Raw genomic sequence first — 18,497 nt, 5'->3', positions numbered from 1 at the left:
CCCGCCGAGCGCCCGGAGCGCGTTAAGGATGGTTGCGAGATCCACCAACTCCTGCAGCAGCGCGCCAGCCACCGCGGGAACCATCCCCAGGGATGCAGCGATCATCAGGACGACACTGAGAACAATCCCCGTCCAGATACTGGCTTTCGCCACCCGGATGGTGTGCTGACCAATGTCGACGGCTGTAGCGACTCGTGACAGGTCGTCGAGCATCAGCACGACGTCGGCGGATTCGCTGGCGGCAGTGGAACCTTTGGCACCCATCGCGATGCCGACGTCGGCCGCTGCCAGCACCGGAGCATCGTTGACCCCGTCCCCGACCATCATCACCGGCCGCAACGACAGGGAGGCGACCTCATTCACCTTGTCGACCGGGAGACAATCGGCGATGAAGCGGGTGATTCCCGCTTCCGCGGCAATGTGTTCGGCCGTGGAGGAGGCGTCACCCGTCAGTAGAACAGTCTCTGAAACGCCCAACCGTCTGAGCGCGGCCAGGGTATCGACGGCGTTGGCACGCAAGGGGTCGCTCATGATCAGAGCCCCGGCGTAGATCCCGTCGACGCCGATGTAGATCCCCAACTGACCACTGACCAGGTCGACGCTTTCAAATCCGGAGGTCCGGGCGCGGACGAAAGCTGGCTTCCCCACAATCACCGTGTATCCGCCGCAATCGGCGCTCACTCCATCGGTGGCGTGTTCGCTCGCGTTCTCCGCCGGCAGAAGGGTCAGTCCGCGCGCCGATGCGGCTTCGATGACGGACCCCGCGAGGACGTGGGACGAATATTGCTCCGCCGAAGCGGCAAGCTGCAACAACCGATCCTCAGTGAGGGCGTCCCCGGTTCCCACCGCGATCTGGACCTGCAGGAGGGTGGGATGCCCGGACGTGAGCGTCCCGGTCTTATCGAACACGGCGGTCCGTACCCGGCTGAGCTGCTCCAGTGTCCCTGCGTTCTTGATGATAATCCCAGCATGGGCGGCCCGGCTGGTGCCGGCAAGGAACGCAACAGGGGCTGCGATCAGCAGCGGGCAAGGGGTTGCGACCACCAGCACCTGGGCAAAACGTGCTGGGTCCTGGCTGAGGAACCAGGCCACCCCAGCCAGGATAAACGCGAACACGGTGAACGGGACGGCGTATCGATCGGCCAGTCGGACCATCGGTGCCCGGCTTGCTGCCGCCTCCTGGACGAGGGCAACGATCTGACTGTACTGGGAATTGGATGCGGTGGCGGTCGCCAACATGCGGACTGCATCGGCCCCATTCACGGTGCCACTGAGCAAACGGTCACCGTGTACCCGTTCCACGGGAAGACTTTCCCCTGTCAGGGCAGCCTCGTCGAAGGTACCGGCATCGGACGCCAGGGTGCCGTCGACCGGTACCGTCTCGGCGGGCCGGACGAGGAGGAAATCCCCTGGTACGACGTCCGCCACCGGGATGTCCTGCAGGGGAAGCCCCGGCGATTCGCGGTGCGCTGTGCGGGGGGAGCGATCGAGTAGCGCGCGTAACTCTTTCGTTGCCCGTCCGTGCGCGAAGTCTTCCAGCGCCTCGCCCCCGGTCAGCATGAGGACGACGATCAGGGAAGCAATGTACTCGCCGACCGCCACTGTTGAGCCGATCGCTGCGACAGCGAGCAAATCGATGCCCAATCGACCGTGGAACAGTCCGCGGACCATCGTCACGGAGCGGAACACTGCAACGGCGAGGGCGTAGCTGCTCGCAGCCAGTTGTGCGGCAGCAGGCTGCGAGCTGATGAGGAGCACTGCCACGCCGACTCCGACAAGGAGGGTCGCGGACACCAACGGGAACCTGGTGATCAAGTTGATCGGCCCGGTGGGTTCGCGGCTCAGGGTCTGCTCCCGGTGGGGTTGAAAACGAGGGCTTTCAATCGGTTTCTTCCTTCAATCGTTCGAGTTTTGCGCGCAGGTCGTCGCTGAGCGGACTCCACCACATCAGGGGCGGGGTCACGGCGAAGCGGCGTCCGGTCAGGGATGTCGGGACGATGCGGATGAAATGGTCCTTCTGGCCTGCCTGCCAGGGGAAAAGCAGTAGCCCTACTGAGTCGAGGGTGTCTGGTGTGAGCTCGATGACTTCTGCCCGGCCTTTCACCACCACGCTCCAGGCGACATTCGCATCCACCAGAACGCCGTCGGCCTCGAGAGCGACGGGAGTGTCGCCTGCTGCTGCCTGGAGTTTGGTGCCTTCCCCGGTGCGGAACACCAGACTGCCGTGGTCCACCTTGTAGTTGACGGGGAAAATGTCGGGGTGATCCTCGACCCAGACCGCAAGCCGCCCCACTGAAGTACTCCGCAACAGGTCCCAACAAGCCTGCGATTGCAGAGTCTCGACCGACGGCAGGGATCGCTGGTTAGTCATGACAGTGACGATAGGGTCGCGGCGGTGGGATCAACAGGGCATAAAGGCCCCACCCCGAGAAACGGCTCGCTGACGGCTGGTCACAGACTGAAACTTTTCAGGTCCCCGGCGGCCAGGGGCTTCGTTTGAGCGTTCACCTGAATCCAGATCGGGGTAGCGTCCCCCGGTGCGGAGGAGATGTCGAGACGGCCTGGACTCAAATTGATCTGGAGCTGATGCCCCCGATACGAGATGCTGAAGGCTACTGCACCCAGCCCGGCGGGCATGCTCGGCTCAAACACCAGATGGTCACCGTTCAGTCGAAGTCCGGCGAAGCTGCGCTGCACGACATCGATCGTTCCGGCCATGGCGCCCAAATGGATGCCTGATTTGGTGGTCCCGTCTTGCGTGTCGTCCAGGTCGGCATCCAACGCCTCGCGGAAGCTGTCCCACGCCCGGTTGGGATCGGTCGACGCGAGCACCGAGGCGTGCACCACCCTGCTCAGGGTCGATCCGTGGGCGGTTCGGGCCAGGTAATAGTCGATGGTCCGGGCCAGCTGTTCCCGAGTCAGGGTGTAGCCGAGGTGGGCCAGCTGCGTGATCAGCCCCCCGTGACCGAGAAGATAGGGCAGCATGAGTACGTCGGCCTGTTTCGCTAGCTTGTAGCGGTCAACGGTGTCATCCTCGGCCTCAAGGATGAGATCAAGGCGTTCGATGTTGCCGTAGGTCTCGCGGTATCGCGCCCAGTCCAGCTCCACCAGGTCGCCGTACCCATCGAACTGGCTGATGGTGCCGTCAGCCTCAAAAGGCACGTACATTGACCGTCCCATGCGTTCCCAGCGCGCCACCTCATCCGCGTTGATTCCCAGTCGCACCTCCAGTTCGTCGAGCTCATGCCCAACGAAGGTCCGGTGGAGTGCTGCGGCCCGGACGAAGACCCAGGACGCCATCACATTGGTGTAGGCGTTGTCGTCCACGCCAGGATGGTCGCTACCCGGCCGTCGGGTGTGATACTCATCGGGTCCGGCCAGTCCCCGGAGATGGTGGCGGTCGGTGGCCGCCTCGTACTCCACCAGGGACGCGAAGTAACGACACACCCCCACGATCAGGTCTGCACCCTTGCTGAAGAGCCATGCACGATCGACTGTGGCCTCGTAGTACTGCCAGGCGTTGAAAGCGACCGCTAGCCCCACGTGCCGCTGCAGGTGGGAATTGTCGGCCATCCACCTGCCGGACCGGTGGTTGTACAACCAGCGGGGTGTCTCTTCGGTGCCGTCGCTTCCACTTTGCCAGGGGAACATTGCTCCGCTTCGGCCCTGGTCTACTGCGGCTTGGCGGGCGGCGGGAAGCCGTCGCCAGCGGTAGTTGAGGAGGGCGCGTGCGACGTCGGGAGTTCTGAGTGTGAGAACCGGGAGCACGAAGAGCTCGTCCCAGAAAATCTGCCCCCGGTAGCCTTCTCCGTGCAGGCCCCTGGCGGGGACCCCGGCGTCGAGTTCCATGGTGTGCGGTGTCAAGGTCTGGAGCAAGTGGAACAGGTGCAGGTTCAGGACAAGGCGCACTTGCGTCGGCGCGTCGAGATCCACCCGGAAAGGACGGAGGAGGCGCTGCCAGGCGGCCCCGTGCGACGCAAGGAGCGCCTCGAAGTTCCTGCCCGAACGGGCGAGAATTGACTGAGCTTCGGTTCGCGGCGAGGAAATGGCCCGGTCCCGGGATGTCACCACGGCAACCACCTTTGTCAGGACTGTCGGTTCGCCGTCCATCAAGGTCGATTCGTACAGTCGAAAATGATGCTGGCCGGTGCGCCCGGTGGTTCCCCGCGTTGTCTCCCCGTCGACTGCGGCCCTGAAGGCGACGGCGATGCGGATCCGGCTTTGCGTGGTTTCAGCTTCGACAAGGGTTTCGGTGACGGCTTGCCCGTCGTCGTCGTCGTCGGCGGTGCAGTCAAGGAGATGTACCCGTGCACCACCATTGGGGTCCGGGAGGTTCGTGTTTCGGGTCCCGGTATTGACCCCCGTGCGGAACGTGATGGCGCCATTCCAGCCCAAGGGGGTGACCCGTGTTTCGCTGGCGAGCAGGTGGCATTCGGCCATTGAGACGAACCTTTGCTGCTCCACCCGCAGGTGCCGGCCGGCAGCGGTCTCGAGGACAACCTGCCTTTCCAGGACCGCTCTCGCCAGATCCAGGGTTCGTAGCTCGCTGATGACCTGCAGACCTCCCGCCGACCACCAGTCGCCACTATCGACTCGAATGTCCAGCGAGAGACAATCCGGGGCATTGACCAGGTGTTCCTCGAGCACACGGCTCCCGCCAACCTGCTTCTCCAATCGGTTGAAGACCCCAGCCAGATACATCCCTGGGTACGAAAATTCTCCGCCCTCCGGCGCTGCCCCTCTCACACCCAGATAGCCGTTGCCGAGGGTTGTCAGCGCTTCACGGTGGCCCTCATGATCGGAATTCATGCCCCGATACACCAGCTGCCAGGGGTCCCCGAGGACCACGCCAAGATCCAGCTGGCTCACGTCGTTGAGCACCACGTGCGCTCCAGCCTCTTCAAGCGTCCGGCGTGCCTTGAGCCGGTCGATGCCTACAACACGACCAAAGCCGCCGCGGCGGGCTGCCAACACACCGGCCACCGAATCCTCAATGACAACGGCACGTTCGGGTGATACCCCCAACCGGTGGGCGGCTTCAAGGAAGACGTCCGGTGCTGGCTTGCCGGGCAGGCCCAGCTGCAGGGCAAGCGTCCCATCCACTACCACCTGGAAAGCATCTGCCAACCCTGCAGCGGACAACACCGGCATGGCATTCCGGCTGGAGGTCACGATCGCAGCGGGCACGCCCTCATCCTGCATCGTCTTGAGCAGCCGACTGGTTCCCGGGTAGGCCTGCACACCGTCTGCAGCGAGCCGTTCCAGGTAGGCCCTGTTCTTGAGCGCCCCCAACCCATATGCGGTCCAGTCCCCCACGGCATCCGTGACCTGACCCAGCCCGAGGGGAATCCCGCGCGACGCCAGCAGGTCGATCAGTCCCGACTCCCGCGGTTTACCGTCAACGGTCGTGAAGTAGTCGTCCTGGGTAAAGGGGGAACGGTCAGCGTCGGACGGGCATCTTGGATCATTGATGATTGCTTCGAAGACATCCTTCCAGGCCCGCTGATGAATGACCGCCGTGTTGGTGACCACGCCATCCAAATCAAAGATGACGGCGTCGAAGGGTGGCTGCGCTGCCGCAAGTGTCGGTGATCTGGTCATCAGCTAGATGTACCGGCGCCCGGGAACCGCAGGAAGTGCCTTTGTGCCCGAATAGAGCTGCGGCGACCAGGGCTGCGTGGACACCCACAATTCTTGGGACTTTCGACCCTATCGAGCGATATCGGTGCGCCAACACTCTTAGGCGAGAGCACAGGACGGCAGGACGCCGTTCGGCGGGAGGGGAGTCTTTCCATGAACAGAGCAGGTTCAATCGCAATGCTCATCATCGGGATCATACTGTCAATCATCGGCGCGTCGATGGCGGCCGGAGGAATCGCCGTCGCGTGGGTTGCCTCCGATCAGCGGGACGACGGCTATTTCACCTCCCCGACCGAACGCTACGCTGTCGCCTCCCATGCGCTTGTCTCGCCGCGTCTTGAGGCATTCGGCGAGGGCACACCGGAACGCCTCCCGTTCGACGTCGGGACGCTCAGGTTGCGCGCCGCCGAACCGGACGCTGAAATTTTCATTGGCCTGGCACCACAGGATGAGGTCGACGAGTACCTCGCTGGGGTTAACCGCACCGAACTGCGGGACGTCGACTTCGATCCTTTCCGTCCGGTCTACCGCAACATTTCGGGATCAGCAGCACCAGCGGAACCAGGATCCCAGGATTTTTGGGCTGCCTCAGCATCAGGGCCGGGAGAGCAGGAACTCATCTGGGACATCGAGCCGGGCAACTGGACCGTCGTCGTGATGAATGCCGATGCTTCGCCTGGCTTCTCGGTCGATCTTCAGGCTGGCTTCCGGTCCGAACTGATTCGCCCTGCCGGCGCGATCGTCCTCATCATCGGCCTTGTAACCCTGGCCATCGGTCTGCCTCTCCTGGTTATCGGCGCCGTCGGGCTGGGACGCAACCAACCCGAATCCGGCACCGCCGGCCCCGAAACCACGCCGCGTCGGGCTGCCCCGGTGACCGGACCGACTGCCGGAGTTGTTGCCGGACCGCCGTCGTACCCGGTGCACCTCGTTGCGCAACTCGACCCCGCACTGTCCCGTTGGATGTGGCTGGTGAAATGGTTCCTGGCCATTCCACATTTCTTCGTACTGTTTTTCCTCTGGTTCGCCTTCGCCGTGACCACCCTGGTGGCCTGGTTCGCGATCCTCTTCACCGGCCGCTACCCCCGCTCGCTCTTCAAATTCAACGTCGGGGTGCTGCGATGGAATTGGCGGGTGGCCTTCTACGCCTATGCAGCTGCCGGCACCGATAGGTATCCCCCGTTCACTCTGGGACGCACCGATTACCCAGCCGACATCGTGGTGGAGTATCCGGAGCGGCTCTCCCGTGGTCTGGTGCTCATCAAGTCCTGGCTCCTTCTGATCCCACACCTGCTCATCGTGGCTGCTATCACCGGCTCAGCCACCTGGGGCTGGCAGGTGCAAAGTGGAGAGTATGACGCCACCGGCGGCCTGTCCTTGCTAGGGCTGCTGGTGCTGGTCGGGGTGGTGGCCATGCTCTTCACCGGCTACTACCCGCGGCCTTTGTTCGCTTTCATCATCGGCTTGAACCGGTGGATCTACCGGGTTCTGGCCTACGGTTCCCTGATGCGTGATGAGTACCCGCCATTCCGCCTGGATCAGGACATCGAAACGTGACCGAGCCGACACGTGTCCCAGCGGTGATCCGGCCGCCACAGGGCGCACTATGAGGCATGGAGAAAATGAACAAGGTGACGGCTGGCACGTGGCGGTGGCTGCGGACCAATCGTGACTGGTTGCCCGCAGTGGGAGTCCTCGCCTGCGTGGTGGCTTTCTGGGCTGTTGGGCTGGTGGGAGGACTGGCGATGCTGCGCGAGGCACAGTCCCCCATGGCTACCCTGATTGGGCTCTATTTCATGCTCGCCCTGATCGCGATCTCCATCACCGTTGCCGTCCTTGCAGCCTCCGATCTCACCCGCCGGATCGCTATCCGGAGGAAAAGGCAGCCCCGTTAAGTCACTGCACGGCGGCGGCTCAATCAGAACCCACTGGACCTCATAGGGTGCGGGACCGGTAGACTGAAACGAAGGTGAGCCGGGAAGACTGGTCGGCATTATCTTTGTCGACCCCAATCCAGGAGCTTTACTTATGGCAGACCCCACCACCGAGCCCAAACCAAAATCAGGGTTGCTCGGCCGCGGCACATACTCAGAATCACTCAGAGTCGGCGAGATCCTCCGTAAGGAAACCGTTGGCGGCATCCTGCTCGTGATCACTGCCACCGCAGCAATCATCTGGGCCAACTCCCCCGCGGCCGATAGCTACTTCGCGTTGCGGGACTTCACCTTCGGCTACGAGCCGTGGCATCTGGAACTAAGCCTCGGTGCCTGGGCGGCTGACGGCCTGCTGGCTGTCTTCTTCTTTCTTGTTGGTCTCGAACTGAAACGGGAATTTGTAGCAGGGGATCTGCGTAACCCACGCAAGGCGATAGTCCCGGTTGCTGCAGCAGTCGGCGGCGTCGTCGTTCCGGCCCTGGTCTATGTCGGGATCAACATCTTCAGCCCGGACACCCTCCGCGGGTGGGCCATTCCCACCGCCACCGACATCGCCTTCGCCGTCGCAGTGCTGGCCATTGTGGGATCACATCTGCCCAGCGCGCTCAGGATTTTCCTGTTGACGCTCGCTGTAGTTGACGATCTGATCGCCATTTCCATTATTGCCATCTTCTATTCGGACGATATCCAGGTCACCCCCCTGCTTCTGGCCCTCATCCCGCTGGCGCTTTACGCGGTGCTGGCGCAGAAGTATCGCGAGTTTTTTCACCTGAAACCGTCCGCTGCCTGGTTCATCCTGCTGCCCATCGGCTTTGTCGTCTGGGCCCTCGTGCACGCCGGTGGTATCCACGCGACAGTCGCTGGGGTTATCCTCGGGTTTACCGTCCCCGTGCTGCATCGAAAGGCCACCGCGGGACCTGATGCGGGCCCGGGCCTGGCGGAGCTGTTCGAACACCGGATCCGGCCACTATCCGCAGGTTTCGCCGTCCCCGTCTTCGCTTTCTTCTCTGCAGGTGTCACCATCGGCGGCTGGAGCGGGTTTGTTTCAGCGGTGACCGATCCGGTGGCGCTCGGAATCATTCTTGGCCTGGTGATCGGCAAGCCCATCGGCATTGTCGGGACCACCTGGCTGCTCACCAAACTCACCAGGGTCAATCTCGACCCTGCCCTGCGTTGGGTGGACCTGATCGGGGTGGCGCTGCTGGCGGGAATTGGCTTCACGGTCTCCCTCCTGATTGCGGATCTGAGTTTCACCCCAGACGGCTCCACCAATGATCACGCCAAGGTCGGCATCCTCACGGCGTCCATTGTTGCGGCCCTCGTTGCGTCAGTCATCCTGCGAGCACGTAACAAGCGGTACAAGGCGATTGAGGCTGAGGAAAACGTCGACGACGACGGCGACGGAATCCCTGATGTTTACCAGGACAACCCAGCAAATGAAACAGTGACAGCACCTGTAGCGGAAGATGCTGCACCCGGCACCGACCGGAGCGAGCAACCACCCAGCAAGAACCGGGACGCATAACCCGGGGCGAACCATGCGATAAGGCGATTTCCGTGGCACGGAAATCGCCTTATCGCTTTAATCGGCAGGACCCGGGGTGCCGCAGCCGCCAGCCTTGCGCGCCTGTGGCGAGTTGGACCCTGTCTTACACGCCAGCTCTGTCCGTTGGTTTGAGTTCACTCACCGCTGCTGCCCGCCCACTTTGGGAGCTTCATGGCCAGTGCGCGGGGTGGAAATCCAGCGCATAGGGCGGTACTTCCAGCGCCCGGTCATCGTTTGAGCGCCCCGTCTTCGTCGACCCGGTAAGGTCTGTTGGCTCGTCGGTGTTGCCGTGCGTAGCGGAGCTAAGACTGTGATCCATGTTTCCCCCATGGTGAACGTCGACGGAGGATACCGTCGCAGTACAAAAAGTATGCCATTCGCCTCGGACATTTCAGCGGATGGCCCGCGGAAAACCTCCCAGAATCGACCAGCTCGCAACTCCTTGCGCCCAAGACAGCGACGACGGTGACACGGTGCAACCTCCAGAAGGTCACTAACACTGACCCGGGTGGTGGTGCGCCACAAGTAATGTATCGGCTCGCTACAGACTCATGGACCAATCGGTATTACTGTGTTTCTAATCGTCACTGATCCACCACGAAAGAGGCACCCATGGGCAAAGCACCATCTACACCGACGGAGACTTCGCTCCTGAAAGTTCTCGGCAACTGGGACGCTTTGGCACTGGGCTTCGGTGCCATGATCGGGTTCGGCTGGGTAGTGCTGACCGGGGGCTGGATTGCCGACGCCGGCACCATGGGCGCCACCCTCGCCATGATCACGGGTGGTGTAATCATGGCCGTCGTCGGGTTGACCTACGCCGAACTCACCGCGGCGATGCCCAAAGCAGGCGGTGAGCACAACTTCCTCCTGCGAGGCATGGGTCCGCGCTGGTCCTTCATCGGGTCCTGGGCCATCACCGGCGGCTACGTCACCATTGTGGCGTTCGAAGCGGTGGCGCTCCCCCGCACCGCTCTTTACCTCTTCCCTGATCTGAATCAGGTGCCGCTGTGGGAAATCGCCGGCAGCCAGGTGCATCTCACCTGGGCCCTGGTCGGCGCCATCGCCGCCGTCGTCATTACCGGTGTCAATATCCGGGGAGTGAAGCTGGCAGGTGTGGCCCAGACCTTCGTCGTACTGCTGCTGCTGATCATCGGCTTGATGCTGATATTCGGCTCCTTTACCGGTGGATCAACCGACAACATGGAGCCCTTCTTCACCGGAGGGATGGGCGGATACTTCGCCGTACTGGTAGTGGTGCCGTTCCTGTTTGTGGGCTTCGATGTCATCCCGCAGTCTGCGGAGGAAGTGAACATTCCACCGCGACAGATCGGCCGTCTGGTGGTTATCGCAGTGGTTCTCGCAACCATTTGGTACGTGATGACGGTTCTCACCACGTCCTCGGCAATGCCTGCCAACGAGATCGCTCAGGCTGATATCGCGACGGCGGATGCGATGGGTGCACTATTTGGTACAGATGTAATGGCGAAGATCCTTATTGCCGGCGGTATCGCCGGGATCCTGACGTCCTGGAACTCACTGCTGTTGGGCGCGTCACGGCTGATGTATTCGATGGCCCGGTCCGGCATGCTCCCGCGATGGTTTGGCGTACTGCACCCGAAATACCGCACACCTGTCAACGCTTTGCTTTTCATCGGCGGCTTGTCGTTCCTAGCGCCGTTCTTCGGTGAGGCGATGCTGGTCTGGCTGGTGGACTCTGGCGCCCCCAGCATTGTGATCGCCTACCTTCTGGTGGCAATCGTGTTCATCATTCTGCGCCGCAAGGAACCAGCCATGGACCGGCCCCTGCGGATCGGTGGTGCAGGCAATGGTGGAGTCATTATCGGCTTCTCCGCGGTGGTGCTCTGCGTAGGCCTGCTGAGCCTGTACCTCCCGGGCATGCCCGCGGCCCTCACTCCCCCACCGTGGATCCTGTTTGGGCTCTGGTGGGTCCTTGGCCTGTTCTTCCTGTTCCGGATCCCGACCGGCGTCAAGCCCGGAGCCGACGCCGAAGAGGACCTCCTGGCAAAGCTCGGACGGAAGGGCCGGTAGCCCCGGACTGATCCGCCTGCCCAAAACGGGTAGGCGGATCACCTCGCGGTGTCTCGCCTCTGGCTACTTGGTTCTGTAGGAACGAAACGGCACGATGTCATCGGAATTACCGTTGGGTCGAACTAGAGCGACTCAGCCCTGGCAGCAATTTCGGCAAGGTCCCTGGCTAGTGCTTTCCGGGTCATCCGCATCCCCAGTTTGCCAAAGAGTGCCATGCCGATCTTCGTCGTCCGCGACGGATTGGTCAGCTCCGCGCCGAAGGTGACCGTGAGGTCGGTCCCGCCGTCGCGATCGGTCAGCGTCATGCCCGAGGTGTAGTCCACTCCGACCTGCAAGGCTTTCACCGTGGTACTCCGGGGCGGGTCGGACTGGGTCACCCACATCTCCACGGTCTCCGACCGGCGCATCATGGTGCGGGTCTCTTTCCAGCGCGTGCCCTTGCCATAGGGGCCATCGCTGAGCATCTCGATCGCGTCGATGCCGGAAAGGGTTGCGGCCGAACCAGGAACGTCAGAGATAACGGCCCAGACTTTCTCCGCAGCGGCATTGACGTGCTGGGTCAGGGTAATTCCTCGGTTCATGACACTGAGCCTAACTGTTGACGACGATGCGATGCTTCGGTACCGCACAAGAGGTCCAAAGTCCGCTTCCCCACTGGACGGCCCGCCCCAATTATGGGGAGGATAAGACTGTGCCGGGAGGGTCCGTCGAGACTAGAATAAGGGCTGGCGCCAGTTCAATCCGTTCGTCGTTCCTTTGGCTAGGAAAACGACCCGGGGAAGGGTGGAGAAGATGTCCTTTGGGGCTCTTTGGGGTGAAGAATGTTCGGGCGATGGCTAACGGAAGCGTGGCCGAGCTGGAACAGTTAGGTTCCAACGTCTGTGCGTCCTATCTGGACGCACTGCCGGTGACCGGAGCCGCGTTATCGGCGCTCGGCGGGTCCCTTCAAGAAACAACGCTGTGCGCTACTGACACCCTTTCAGGGGAACTGGATGAATTGCAGTTCGACCTGGGGGAAGGTCCACGGTGGGCGGCTATCCGGTCCCGGACACCAATATTGATACCCCAGGTGCGTCGCGCATCCCACGAGAATTGGCCCGTGTTTGGGAAGGCTCTCCTGGCGACGGACGCGCAGGCGCTCTTCGTCTTCCCGTTGGTCGTTGGTGCCATGAACATTGGCGTGGTTGAACTCTATAGTTTCGACCCCGGACCTCTCAGCAATAGCGATCTCACTGTGGCAAGCTCGCTCAGCGACAGGGCGGCGTGGTCCCTGCTGCGCAGCATACTGACGCTTGAGTCCGCCGATGATTCAGTCCAGGCCGGCTCGTTGCTCTCACGACGTGAGATACATCAAGCAACCGGCATGGTGTTGGCGCAAACCGGCGGGTCGGCTGCCGATGCACTGATGATGCTGCGAGCCCACGCGTTTGCCAGCGGATCCACGCTTCGCGCAACCTGCGACTCCGTGCTGAGCAGGCAACTGGATTTCAGTTTGCAAATAGGGTGAGCAAGTAACGCCAGATTTGTTAGCATGTGCCCATGGAAATCGAGACCCGCTCGATTCGGGTCAGTGCAGCGTTCGTCAAGATTGCGGACACGCTCGTGGGTGACTATGACGTGTTGGAGCTGCTGCATACTCTCGTTGAAGAGTCTGTTGAATTGCTCGACGCCGCCGCCGCCGGGCTAATGCTGGCTGGCCCGGACGGCGTCCTGCAGGTGCTCGCGTCAACCAGCGAGGAGAGCCAACTGGTCGAGGCGCTGCAACAGGAATCTGGAGCAGGGCCGTGCGTTGACTGCTATGTCACAGGGGTACCCGTGACCGTCCGTGACATTGCCGGGACTGAAGACCGGTGGCCAGACTTCAGGAGGGCCGCCGCGACCCAGGGGTTCCGTTCAGTCCATGCCTTCCCAATGAGGTTGCAGGGGCGGACTATTGGCGCGATGAACCTGTTTCGGACTGAAACCGGGGAGCTGTCCGACGAAGACGTTGCGATTGGGCAGGCCTTGGCTGACGTGTCCACCATCAGCATCCTGCAGAAAAAGACGGCATCGGAATCCGCCGTCGTCAATCAGCAACTGCAGGACGCCCTGAACAGTCGGATCGTCATTGAGCAGGCCAAGGGCATGATTGCCCACATCGATGATGTGGACACTAACGAGGCATTCCGTCGACTTCGTAACCACGCCCGCTCGAACAATAAGAATCTGCGGGAGACGGCGCAAGCTGTACTGAACCGCTCTCTCACTGTCTAGTGTCGGATTTCAGGATTTCCCGCCGTTCCTGTCGGACACATCAGGTGTGAGCGGAGTGTACTGGGTGTTGCACGTCGACCTCGATCAGTTCATCGCGGCGGTCGAAGTGTTGCGTCGCCCGGAACTCGCCGGCAAACCGATCATCGTCGGGGGTAGGGGCGATCCGGCGGAACGAGCCGTGGTGTCGACCGCATCCTACGAAGCCAGGGCATTCGGCGTCGGATCAGGGATGCCCCTCCGCGTTGCCGCCAGGAAAGCACCCCAGGCGGTCATTCTGCCCGTCGACCAGGCAGCCTATCTTGCTGCGTCTGAAACGGTGATGACCACCCTGCGGGGCCAGTCGGGTGCCACAGTGCAGGTGCTGGGCTGGGATGAAGCCTTTGTTGGTATTAAGACCGACGATCCAGAAGCCTACGCCCGTCGGCTGCAAGCCGCTGTATTGGATCAAACTCGGCTCCGTTGCAGCATCGGCATCGGGGACACACTGGTTCGAGCCAAGGTCGCCACCGGTTTCGGTAAACCGGCGGGCGTCTTCCGTCTCACCGCGAAAAATTGGCTCGACGTCATGGGAACTCGACCGACGAAGGACCTTTGGTGCGTTGGCACCAAAGTCTCCGGCCGGCTGGCCAGACTCGGTATCACCACCGTGGCCGAACTTGGTGCGTCCGACCCCGAAGGTCTCGTCCCGGAGTTTGGTCCAAAAATGGGGCCCTGGTACGCGGAGCTTGGACGCGGGGACGGCACCAGCGTTGTGGATGACACTCCCTGGGTTGCCCGAGGACACAGCCGCGAAACCACCTTCCAACAGGACCTAACAGACCCCGTTCACATTAACGACGCCGTGCAGGAGCTCGCGCTGTGGGTCATGACAGAGGTATCGGCCGAGGGACGGCCAGTTGTTGGCCTCACCCTCAAGGTGAGGTACGCACCGTTCTTCACCAAGACCCACGCACGGAGGATCTCTGCGACATCAGATCGAAACGAGATACTTGCGCGTACAGCGGATCTCGCAAGCGGGATCGAGGCGGGTCGTCCCATTCGACTTCTTGGTCTGCGAGTAGAAATGGCAATGCCCGACGACGCCCGCAAGGGTCACACGCCCACACGAGGCGGCTGGTGAGTGGCATCCCCCAGAGGAGGCTTCAGCGCGTTCGATAGCGGGCGTAGATGAGCCCAGTGGAGAACGCACGTTCCTGAACCAACTCCAGGTCCAGTCGCACACCGGTGGGAAAGAACCGTTTGCCGCCGCCCACCACGCTGGTGGTGATGAACATGTGATACTCATCCACCAGGCCAGCCGCAATGGCCTGGGCCGCGAGGTTTGGACCATCAACGCTGAGGTCGTGATCAGACTCGGCCTTGAGCCTGCGCACCATCTCCGGATCGAAGGTTCTCTGGATCCGGGTCTTTGTGCTGGACACCGACTCTAGTGTTGTGGAGTAAACGACCTTCTCTGCGGCCTGCCAGTCGCGGGCGTACTGCACTATGTGCGGCGGCACATCCGGCTCTGCGTGTGCTGTCTCCCAGAAGACCATCGTCTCGTACATCCGCCGGCCGTAGAGGAAGGTGCGGACGGGGCGGAAGATATCCCCGATAAAAGTATGCACTTCCTGATCTTCTGCTCCTCGGCCAATGTCGCCCTTCGCTGCCTCTGCGTAACCGTCAAGCGATGTGATCATTGAGTAGATGAGCTTGGCCATCAGTCTCCTTCGCATCCGAATAGGTCTGCGCCAATCATAGGACTCCCGGTGCCCCAGAAAAGGGCACCAGGTGGGCCAATTATGGGTCCCGCTTCTGGCTGAAGCCACCGATGATGGGCCGCCACCACTGTGCAGCCGGGTTGGAGTCGATCAGGACTGTGCGGACCAGCAGGGTGAGCGGGATCGCCAGAATTGCCCCGATTGGTCCGATGACCACCGCCCAGAACAGAACGGAGACAAAGGTGACGGTCTGGCTGAGGGCGACCGCATTCCCCACGATCCTGGGTTGGATTATCGACTGCACAACGAGGTTGATCACTCCGTAGACGACGACGACCGCGACGACGGTACTCCACCCACCAACGAAAAAGCCGAACACCAGTGGAGGAATGATTGCGATGAAGTAGCCGATGTTCGGGATGAAGCTGCAGATGAACGCCAGTAGACCCCAAAGATAAGCGCCCGGCACACCGAGCAGCAAAAGTGCCAACCAGTTGAGAACCCCCTGGGCGATCCCCAGACCGGTGGTGGCGACCATATACTTCCGCACACCGATCGCAAAGGACTGCAGAGCCTCAACCACAGCGGGGTGTTCCGGCTCCAATTCACTGAAGACTTTCGGGATAGATGTCGCGTCCATAGCCATCAGGATGAGCGTGGTGAGGATGATGACAAGTGCGAAGGTCATGCCCGTGACCGAACCGAGGATGCCACCGATAACGGCGACGATTCTTCCCGAATCCAGATTTGAAACGGCCGCCTGGATCTGTTGTTGATCGAGCCCGGTGGCAGCCAGCATGTCGGCGATCGTTTGACCGATCTCCTCGATCTGCGAAGCGTACTGTGGCAAGAGGGCTGCGAACTGCGCGAACGCCACCACGAGCGCCGCTACGAATGCGGCAAGCAGAGCAAAGACCGCTGCAATGACGGTGCCGGTGGCGACCCCCTGGGGTGTTCCATGGCGTTCAAGCGTGAGTCGCAGCGGATGCGCACAAATTGTGAGGATCAGCGCCAGAAATACCGGGGCAAAGAACCCCTGAATGGCGGAGATGCCGAACACCGTGACCGTGGCCCCACCCAGCCCGGCGAGAATGGCCGCCGACCTGTACGACCGAGCGGATACCTCACCGGCCCGTGGTTCGGAGAGAATTTCGGTCGGTTCAGCGACAGCGAGACCGGGATCGGGCCGAATTCTTCTACGCCACCACACCATTCCGCCCTCCGGCTCCGTTGGTTTGGCCAGTATCGCTCGGGCAAATCGCTTGAGCATCACCCGATGCGGGCGATCTAGATGTTGTTGGCAGTATCCACACGGATACCAGAAAACAGCTCTGTCAACCTTTGGCCCCGCACCTGGGGTGAGCCTGTTCTGAATCAAGTGTGCATGTGTGTGCACTTAATGCTATATCTAGACGGGACAGGTCTTCAGTGCAGGTTTGATGGACAGGATTCGCATGCTTGAGGTTCTCCGGGTTGTCGCCTATCGGAGGCTGTTCACAGCACAGATTCTTGCACTCTTAGGCACGGGTTTGCTGACTGTAGCACTAGGCCTGTTGGCTTTTGATCTGGCCGGCGGGAAGGCCGGTGCGGTGTTGGGTACCGCGTTGACTATCAAAATGCTGGCCTACGTTTTCGTCGCTCCGATAATGGCTGCCCTGGTTCAGCGGTTACCCCGCAAAACGGTTCTTGTCGCGGCGGATCTGATGCGCGCGGCCATCGCACTCGCATTACCCTTCATTGACCAGGTCTGGCAGATTTATGTGCTGGTATTCCTCCTGCAATCCGCATCCGCCACGTTCACTCCGGCATTTCAGGCTCTCATACCGGTGATTCTGCCGAAGGAGAAAGATTACACCCGAGCCCTGTCGCTCTCTCGTTTGGCCTACGATCTGGAGTCGCTGCTTAGCCCACTGATCGCTGCGGTGTTGTTGACGGTCATGAGCTACCACAACCTGTTCGTCGGGACGATGGCCGGATTCTTGCTCTCCGCGATAATTGTGCTTACCACCGCGCTGCCGCGGATACCGGCACTGGATCGAACCGGATCTCTACTACACCGGACCACTTTGGGTACGCGAATATTCCTCGGCAACCCGTCCCTCCGGGGCTTGATGGCTTTGAACCTTGTGGTGGCCTCCGGGACGGCTTTGGTGCTGGTCAATACCGTCGTCTACGCCCTGGACGTATTTGGTGGGTCCACTACTGATCTGGCTGTGGCCCTCGCCTGCTATGGCGCTGGCTCAATGGTCGTTGCGCTAGCCGCTCCACGGATCCTTGAGCGGGTGACGGACCGCACCATGATGGTTCGTGGCGGCGTTATTCTGGCGCTCGCGACCGCCGCGGCCGCGGTGATCGCCTGGACCGAACAATCCTGGCTGTTACTTCTCGCTCTGTGGATGGTACTGGGCGCGGGCACCTCAATGATCAATACGCCGTCGGCGCGGCTGCTCCGGCGCGCCGCCACCGACCGCACCCGTAGTTACCTCTTCACCGCACAGTTCTCCCTGTCACACGCCTGCTTCATCGTCACCTACCCGATCGCCGGTTGGGTTGGTGCGGGGTGGGGACAACCGGCCGCGGCAGTAGTCCTTTCTGCTCTCGCTACGCTGGGGACGGTGGCCGCGTTGCGGTTGTGGCCCGATGACCAGCACCCAGGTCCGCCCAAGGTTTCGGTTAGACAGCAGGCCCGGTAACGTGATCAATCATGAAAGCGGCCCCGCGCCGAGCCTGCATCACCCTGGCGTCCCCGACAACGTCCGCCTCGAGGCTGGCGCAGCGGTGTTCAGGATGCTTGCCGATCCGACCCGGCTGCATCTCCTGTGGATCCTCGCCCAGGCCCCGAACGACGTCAGTTCACTCGTCGACCAGACTGGCGCATCACGGACATCTGTGAGCCAGCACCTGGCGAAACTGCGGTTTTCCGGTCTGGTGACCACCCGCAAGGAGAGCCGCAACGTGGTGTACAGCATCGTCGATGGACACCTGGCCCGGCTCGTGCAGGAGGGTCTCAATCTTGCTGACCACCGGGTCACCGGCGAGCCCACCCACGGCTGAGGCCCTCTCCCCCGGATCGATTAGCGCGGCCGACCAGGGTTAGAGTTCGGCGAGCAGCTGTTCCATTTCCTGGATTTCGGCGAGCTGGGTTTCCATGATGGTCTCGGCGAGAGCAATTGCCGCAGGGTTCTCCCCGTTATCGATTTCCTCCTGGGCCATCTCCACCGCCCCGTCGTGGTGTTCAATCATGGATTCCAGGAACAACCCGACCGCGTCGTCACCCTCAGCCGCTTCCAGATCAGCCATCTGATCTTCATCCAGCATGCCGTCCATCCCACCCATCCCACCCATCTCGTGCCCAGCCATGCCACCGTCGGG

General features: G+C 61.8%; 16 protein-coding genes. 9 read left to right on the top strand and 7 right to left on the bottom strand.

Annotation, left to right across the window (positions count from 1 at the left end; all coding sequences use genetic code 11):
* The 3 genes from B384_RS17380 to B384_RS0101710 all read right to left on the bottom strand — a co-directional run.
* Positions 1–1,794, bottom strand: a 1,794-nt coding sequence (locus B384_RS17380; protein WP_237715200.1) for a heavy metal translocating P-type ATPase, incomplete at its 3' end; no start/stop codon positions are given.
* 85 nt (positions 1,795–1,879) lie between these two features.
* The gene (locus B384_RS0101715) at positions 1,880–2,371 is read right to left on the bottom strand and encodes a pyridoxamine 5'-phosphate oxidase family protein (RefSeq protein ID WP_026040887.1); all 492 of its coding nucleotides are present in this window, start codon (positions 2,369–2,371) and stop codon (positions 1,880–1,882) included.
* 80 nt (positions 2,372–2,451) lie between these two features.
* Positions 2,452–5,601 (bottom strand): beta-phosphoglucomutase family hydrolase, encoded by a 3,150-nt coding sequence (locus B384_RS0101710; RefSeq protein WP_019481415.1) that lies wholly within the window; start codon positions 5,599–5,601, stop codon positions 2,452–2,454.
* 192 nt (positions 5,602–5,793) lie between these two features.
* On the opposite strand from B384_RS0101710, the gene B384_RS0101705 reads away from it, so the two are divergent.
* The 4 genes from B384_RS0101705 to B384_RS0101690 all read left to right on the top strand — a co-directional run bounded on the left by B384_RS0101705 (position 5,794) and on the right by B384_RS0101690 (position 11,172).
* Positions 5,794–7,197 (top strand): DUF4389 domain-containing protein, encoded by a 1,404-nt coding sequence (locus B384_RS0101705; RefSeq protein ID WP_019481414.1) that lies wholly within the window; start codon positions 5,794–5,796, stop codon positions 7,195–7,197.
* 65 nt (positions 7,198–7,262) lie between these two features.
* Positions 7,263–7,535 (top strand): hypothetical protein, encoded by a 273-nt coding sequence (locus B384_RS17375; RefSeq protein ID WP_019481413.1) that lies wholly within the window; start codon positions 7,263–7,265, stop codon positions 7,533–7,535.
* Between the two features lie 133 nt (positions 7,536–7,668).
* The gene (nhaA, locus tag B384_RS0101695) at positions 7,669–9,099 is read left to right on the top strand and encodes a Na+/H+ antiporter NhaA (protein WP_019481412.1); all 1,431 of its coding nucleotides are present in this window, start codon (positions 7,669–7,671) and stop codon (positions 9,097–9,099) included.
* Positions 9,100–9,732: 633 nt separating this feature from the next.
* Entirely contained in the window at positions 9,733–11,172 is a 1,440-nt protein-coding gene (locus tag B384_RS0101690; RefSeq protein ID WP_019481411.1) for an APC family permease, read from the top strand.
* A 122-nt stretch (positions 11,173–11,294) separates the two neighbouring features.
* Here B384_RS0101690 and B384_RS0101685 read toward each other — a convergent pair whose 3' ends face one another.
* The gene (locus tag B384_RS0101685; protein WP_019481410.1) at positions 11,295–11,753 is read right to left on the bottom strand and encodes an SRPBCC family protein; all 459 of its coding nucleotides are present in this window, start codon (positions 11,751–11,753) and stop codon (positions 11,295–11,297) included.
* Between the two features lie 251 nt (positions 11,754–12,004).
* On the opposite strand from B384_RS0101685, the gene B384_RS0101680 reads away from it, so the two are divergent.
* Genes B384_RS0101680 through B384_RS0101670 form a run of 3 tightly spaced genes read left to right on the top strand, consistent with a single transcriptional unit; the run spans position 12,005 to position 14,545 of the window.
* Positions 12,005–12,679, top strand: a complete 675-nt coding sequence (locus B384_RS0101680; RefSeq protein WP_156808927.1) for a GAF and ANTAR domain-containing protein — start codon at positions 12,005–12,007, stop codon at positions 12,677–12,679.
* 32 nt (positions 12,680–12,711) lie between these two features.
* On the top strand, positions 12,712–13,425 hold the full coding sequence (locus B384_RS0101675) for a GAF and ANTAR domain-containing protein (protein WP_019481408.1): 714 nt from the start codon (positions 12,712–12,714) through the stop codon (positions 13,423–13,425).
* A gap of 46 nt (positions 13,426–13,471) precedes the next feature.
* A complete protein-coding gene (locus B384_RS0101670) occupies positions 13,472–14,545 on the top strand; it encodes a DNA polymerase IV (RefSeq protein WP_443110839.1) in 1,074 nt (357 codons plus the stop codon).
* 22 nt (positions 14,546–14,567) lie between these two features.
* Here B384_RS0101670 and B384_RS0101665 read toward each other — a convergent pair whose 3' ends face one another.
* Together B384_RS0101665 and B384_RS0101660 are read right to left on the bottom strand one after the other, a co-directional pair.
* Positions 14,568–15,125, bottom strand: a complete 558-nt coding sequence (locus tag B384_RS0101665; protein WP_019481406.1) for a dihydrofolate reductase family protein — start codon at positions 15,123–15,125, stop codon at positions 14,568–14,570.
* A 79-nt stretch (positions 15,126–15,204) separates the two neighbouring features.
* Positions 15,205–16,395: an AI-2E family transporter gene (locus tag B384_RS0101660; RefSeq protein WP_156808926.1), complete on the bottom strand. Its 1,191-nt coding sequence runs from the start codon at positions 16,393–16,395 to the stop codon at positions 15,205–15,207.
* 184 nt (positions 16,396–16,579) lie between these two features.
* Between B384_RS0101660 and B384_RS0101655 the strand changes: the two genes are divergently transcribed.
* Positions 16,580–17,818 (top strand): MFS transporter, encoded by a 1,239-nt coding sequence (locus tag B384_RS0101655; RefSeq protein WP_019481404.1) that lies wholly within the window; start codon positions 16,580–16,582, stop codon positions 17,816–17,818.
* Between the two features lies 1 nt (position 17,819).
* Positions 17,820–18,179 (top strand): ArsR/SmtB family transcription factor, encoded by a 360-nt coding sequence (locus B384_RS0101650; RefSeq protein ID WP_019481403.1) that lies wholly within the window; start codon positions 17,820–17,822, stop codon positions 18,177–18,179.
* Positions 18,180–18,218: 39 nt separating this feature from the next.
* Here the strand turns inward: B384_RS0101650 and B384_RS0101645 are convergent.
* On the bottom strand, positions 18,219–18,497 hold a 279-nt coding region (locus B384_RS0101645), incomplete at its 5' end, for a DUF305 domain-containing protein (RefSeq protein ID WP_019481402.1).

The sequence above is a fragment of the Arthrobacter sp. TB 23 genome, from assembly GCF_000294595.1.
Taxonomy (GTDB): domain Bacteria; phylum Actinomycetota; class Actinomycetes; order Actinomycetales; family Micrococcaceae; genus Arthrobacter_D.
The sequence above is the reverse complement of the archived record's forward strand: the minus strand, read 5'-3'. Positions and strand labels throughout refer to the sequence as shown.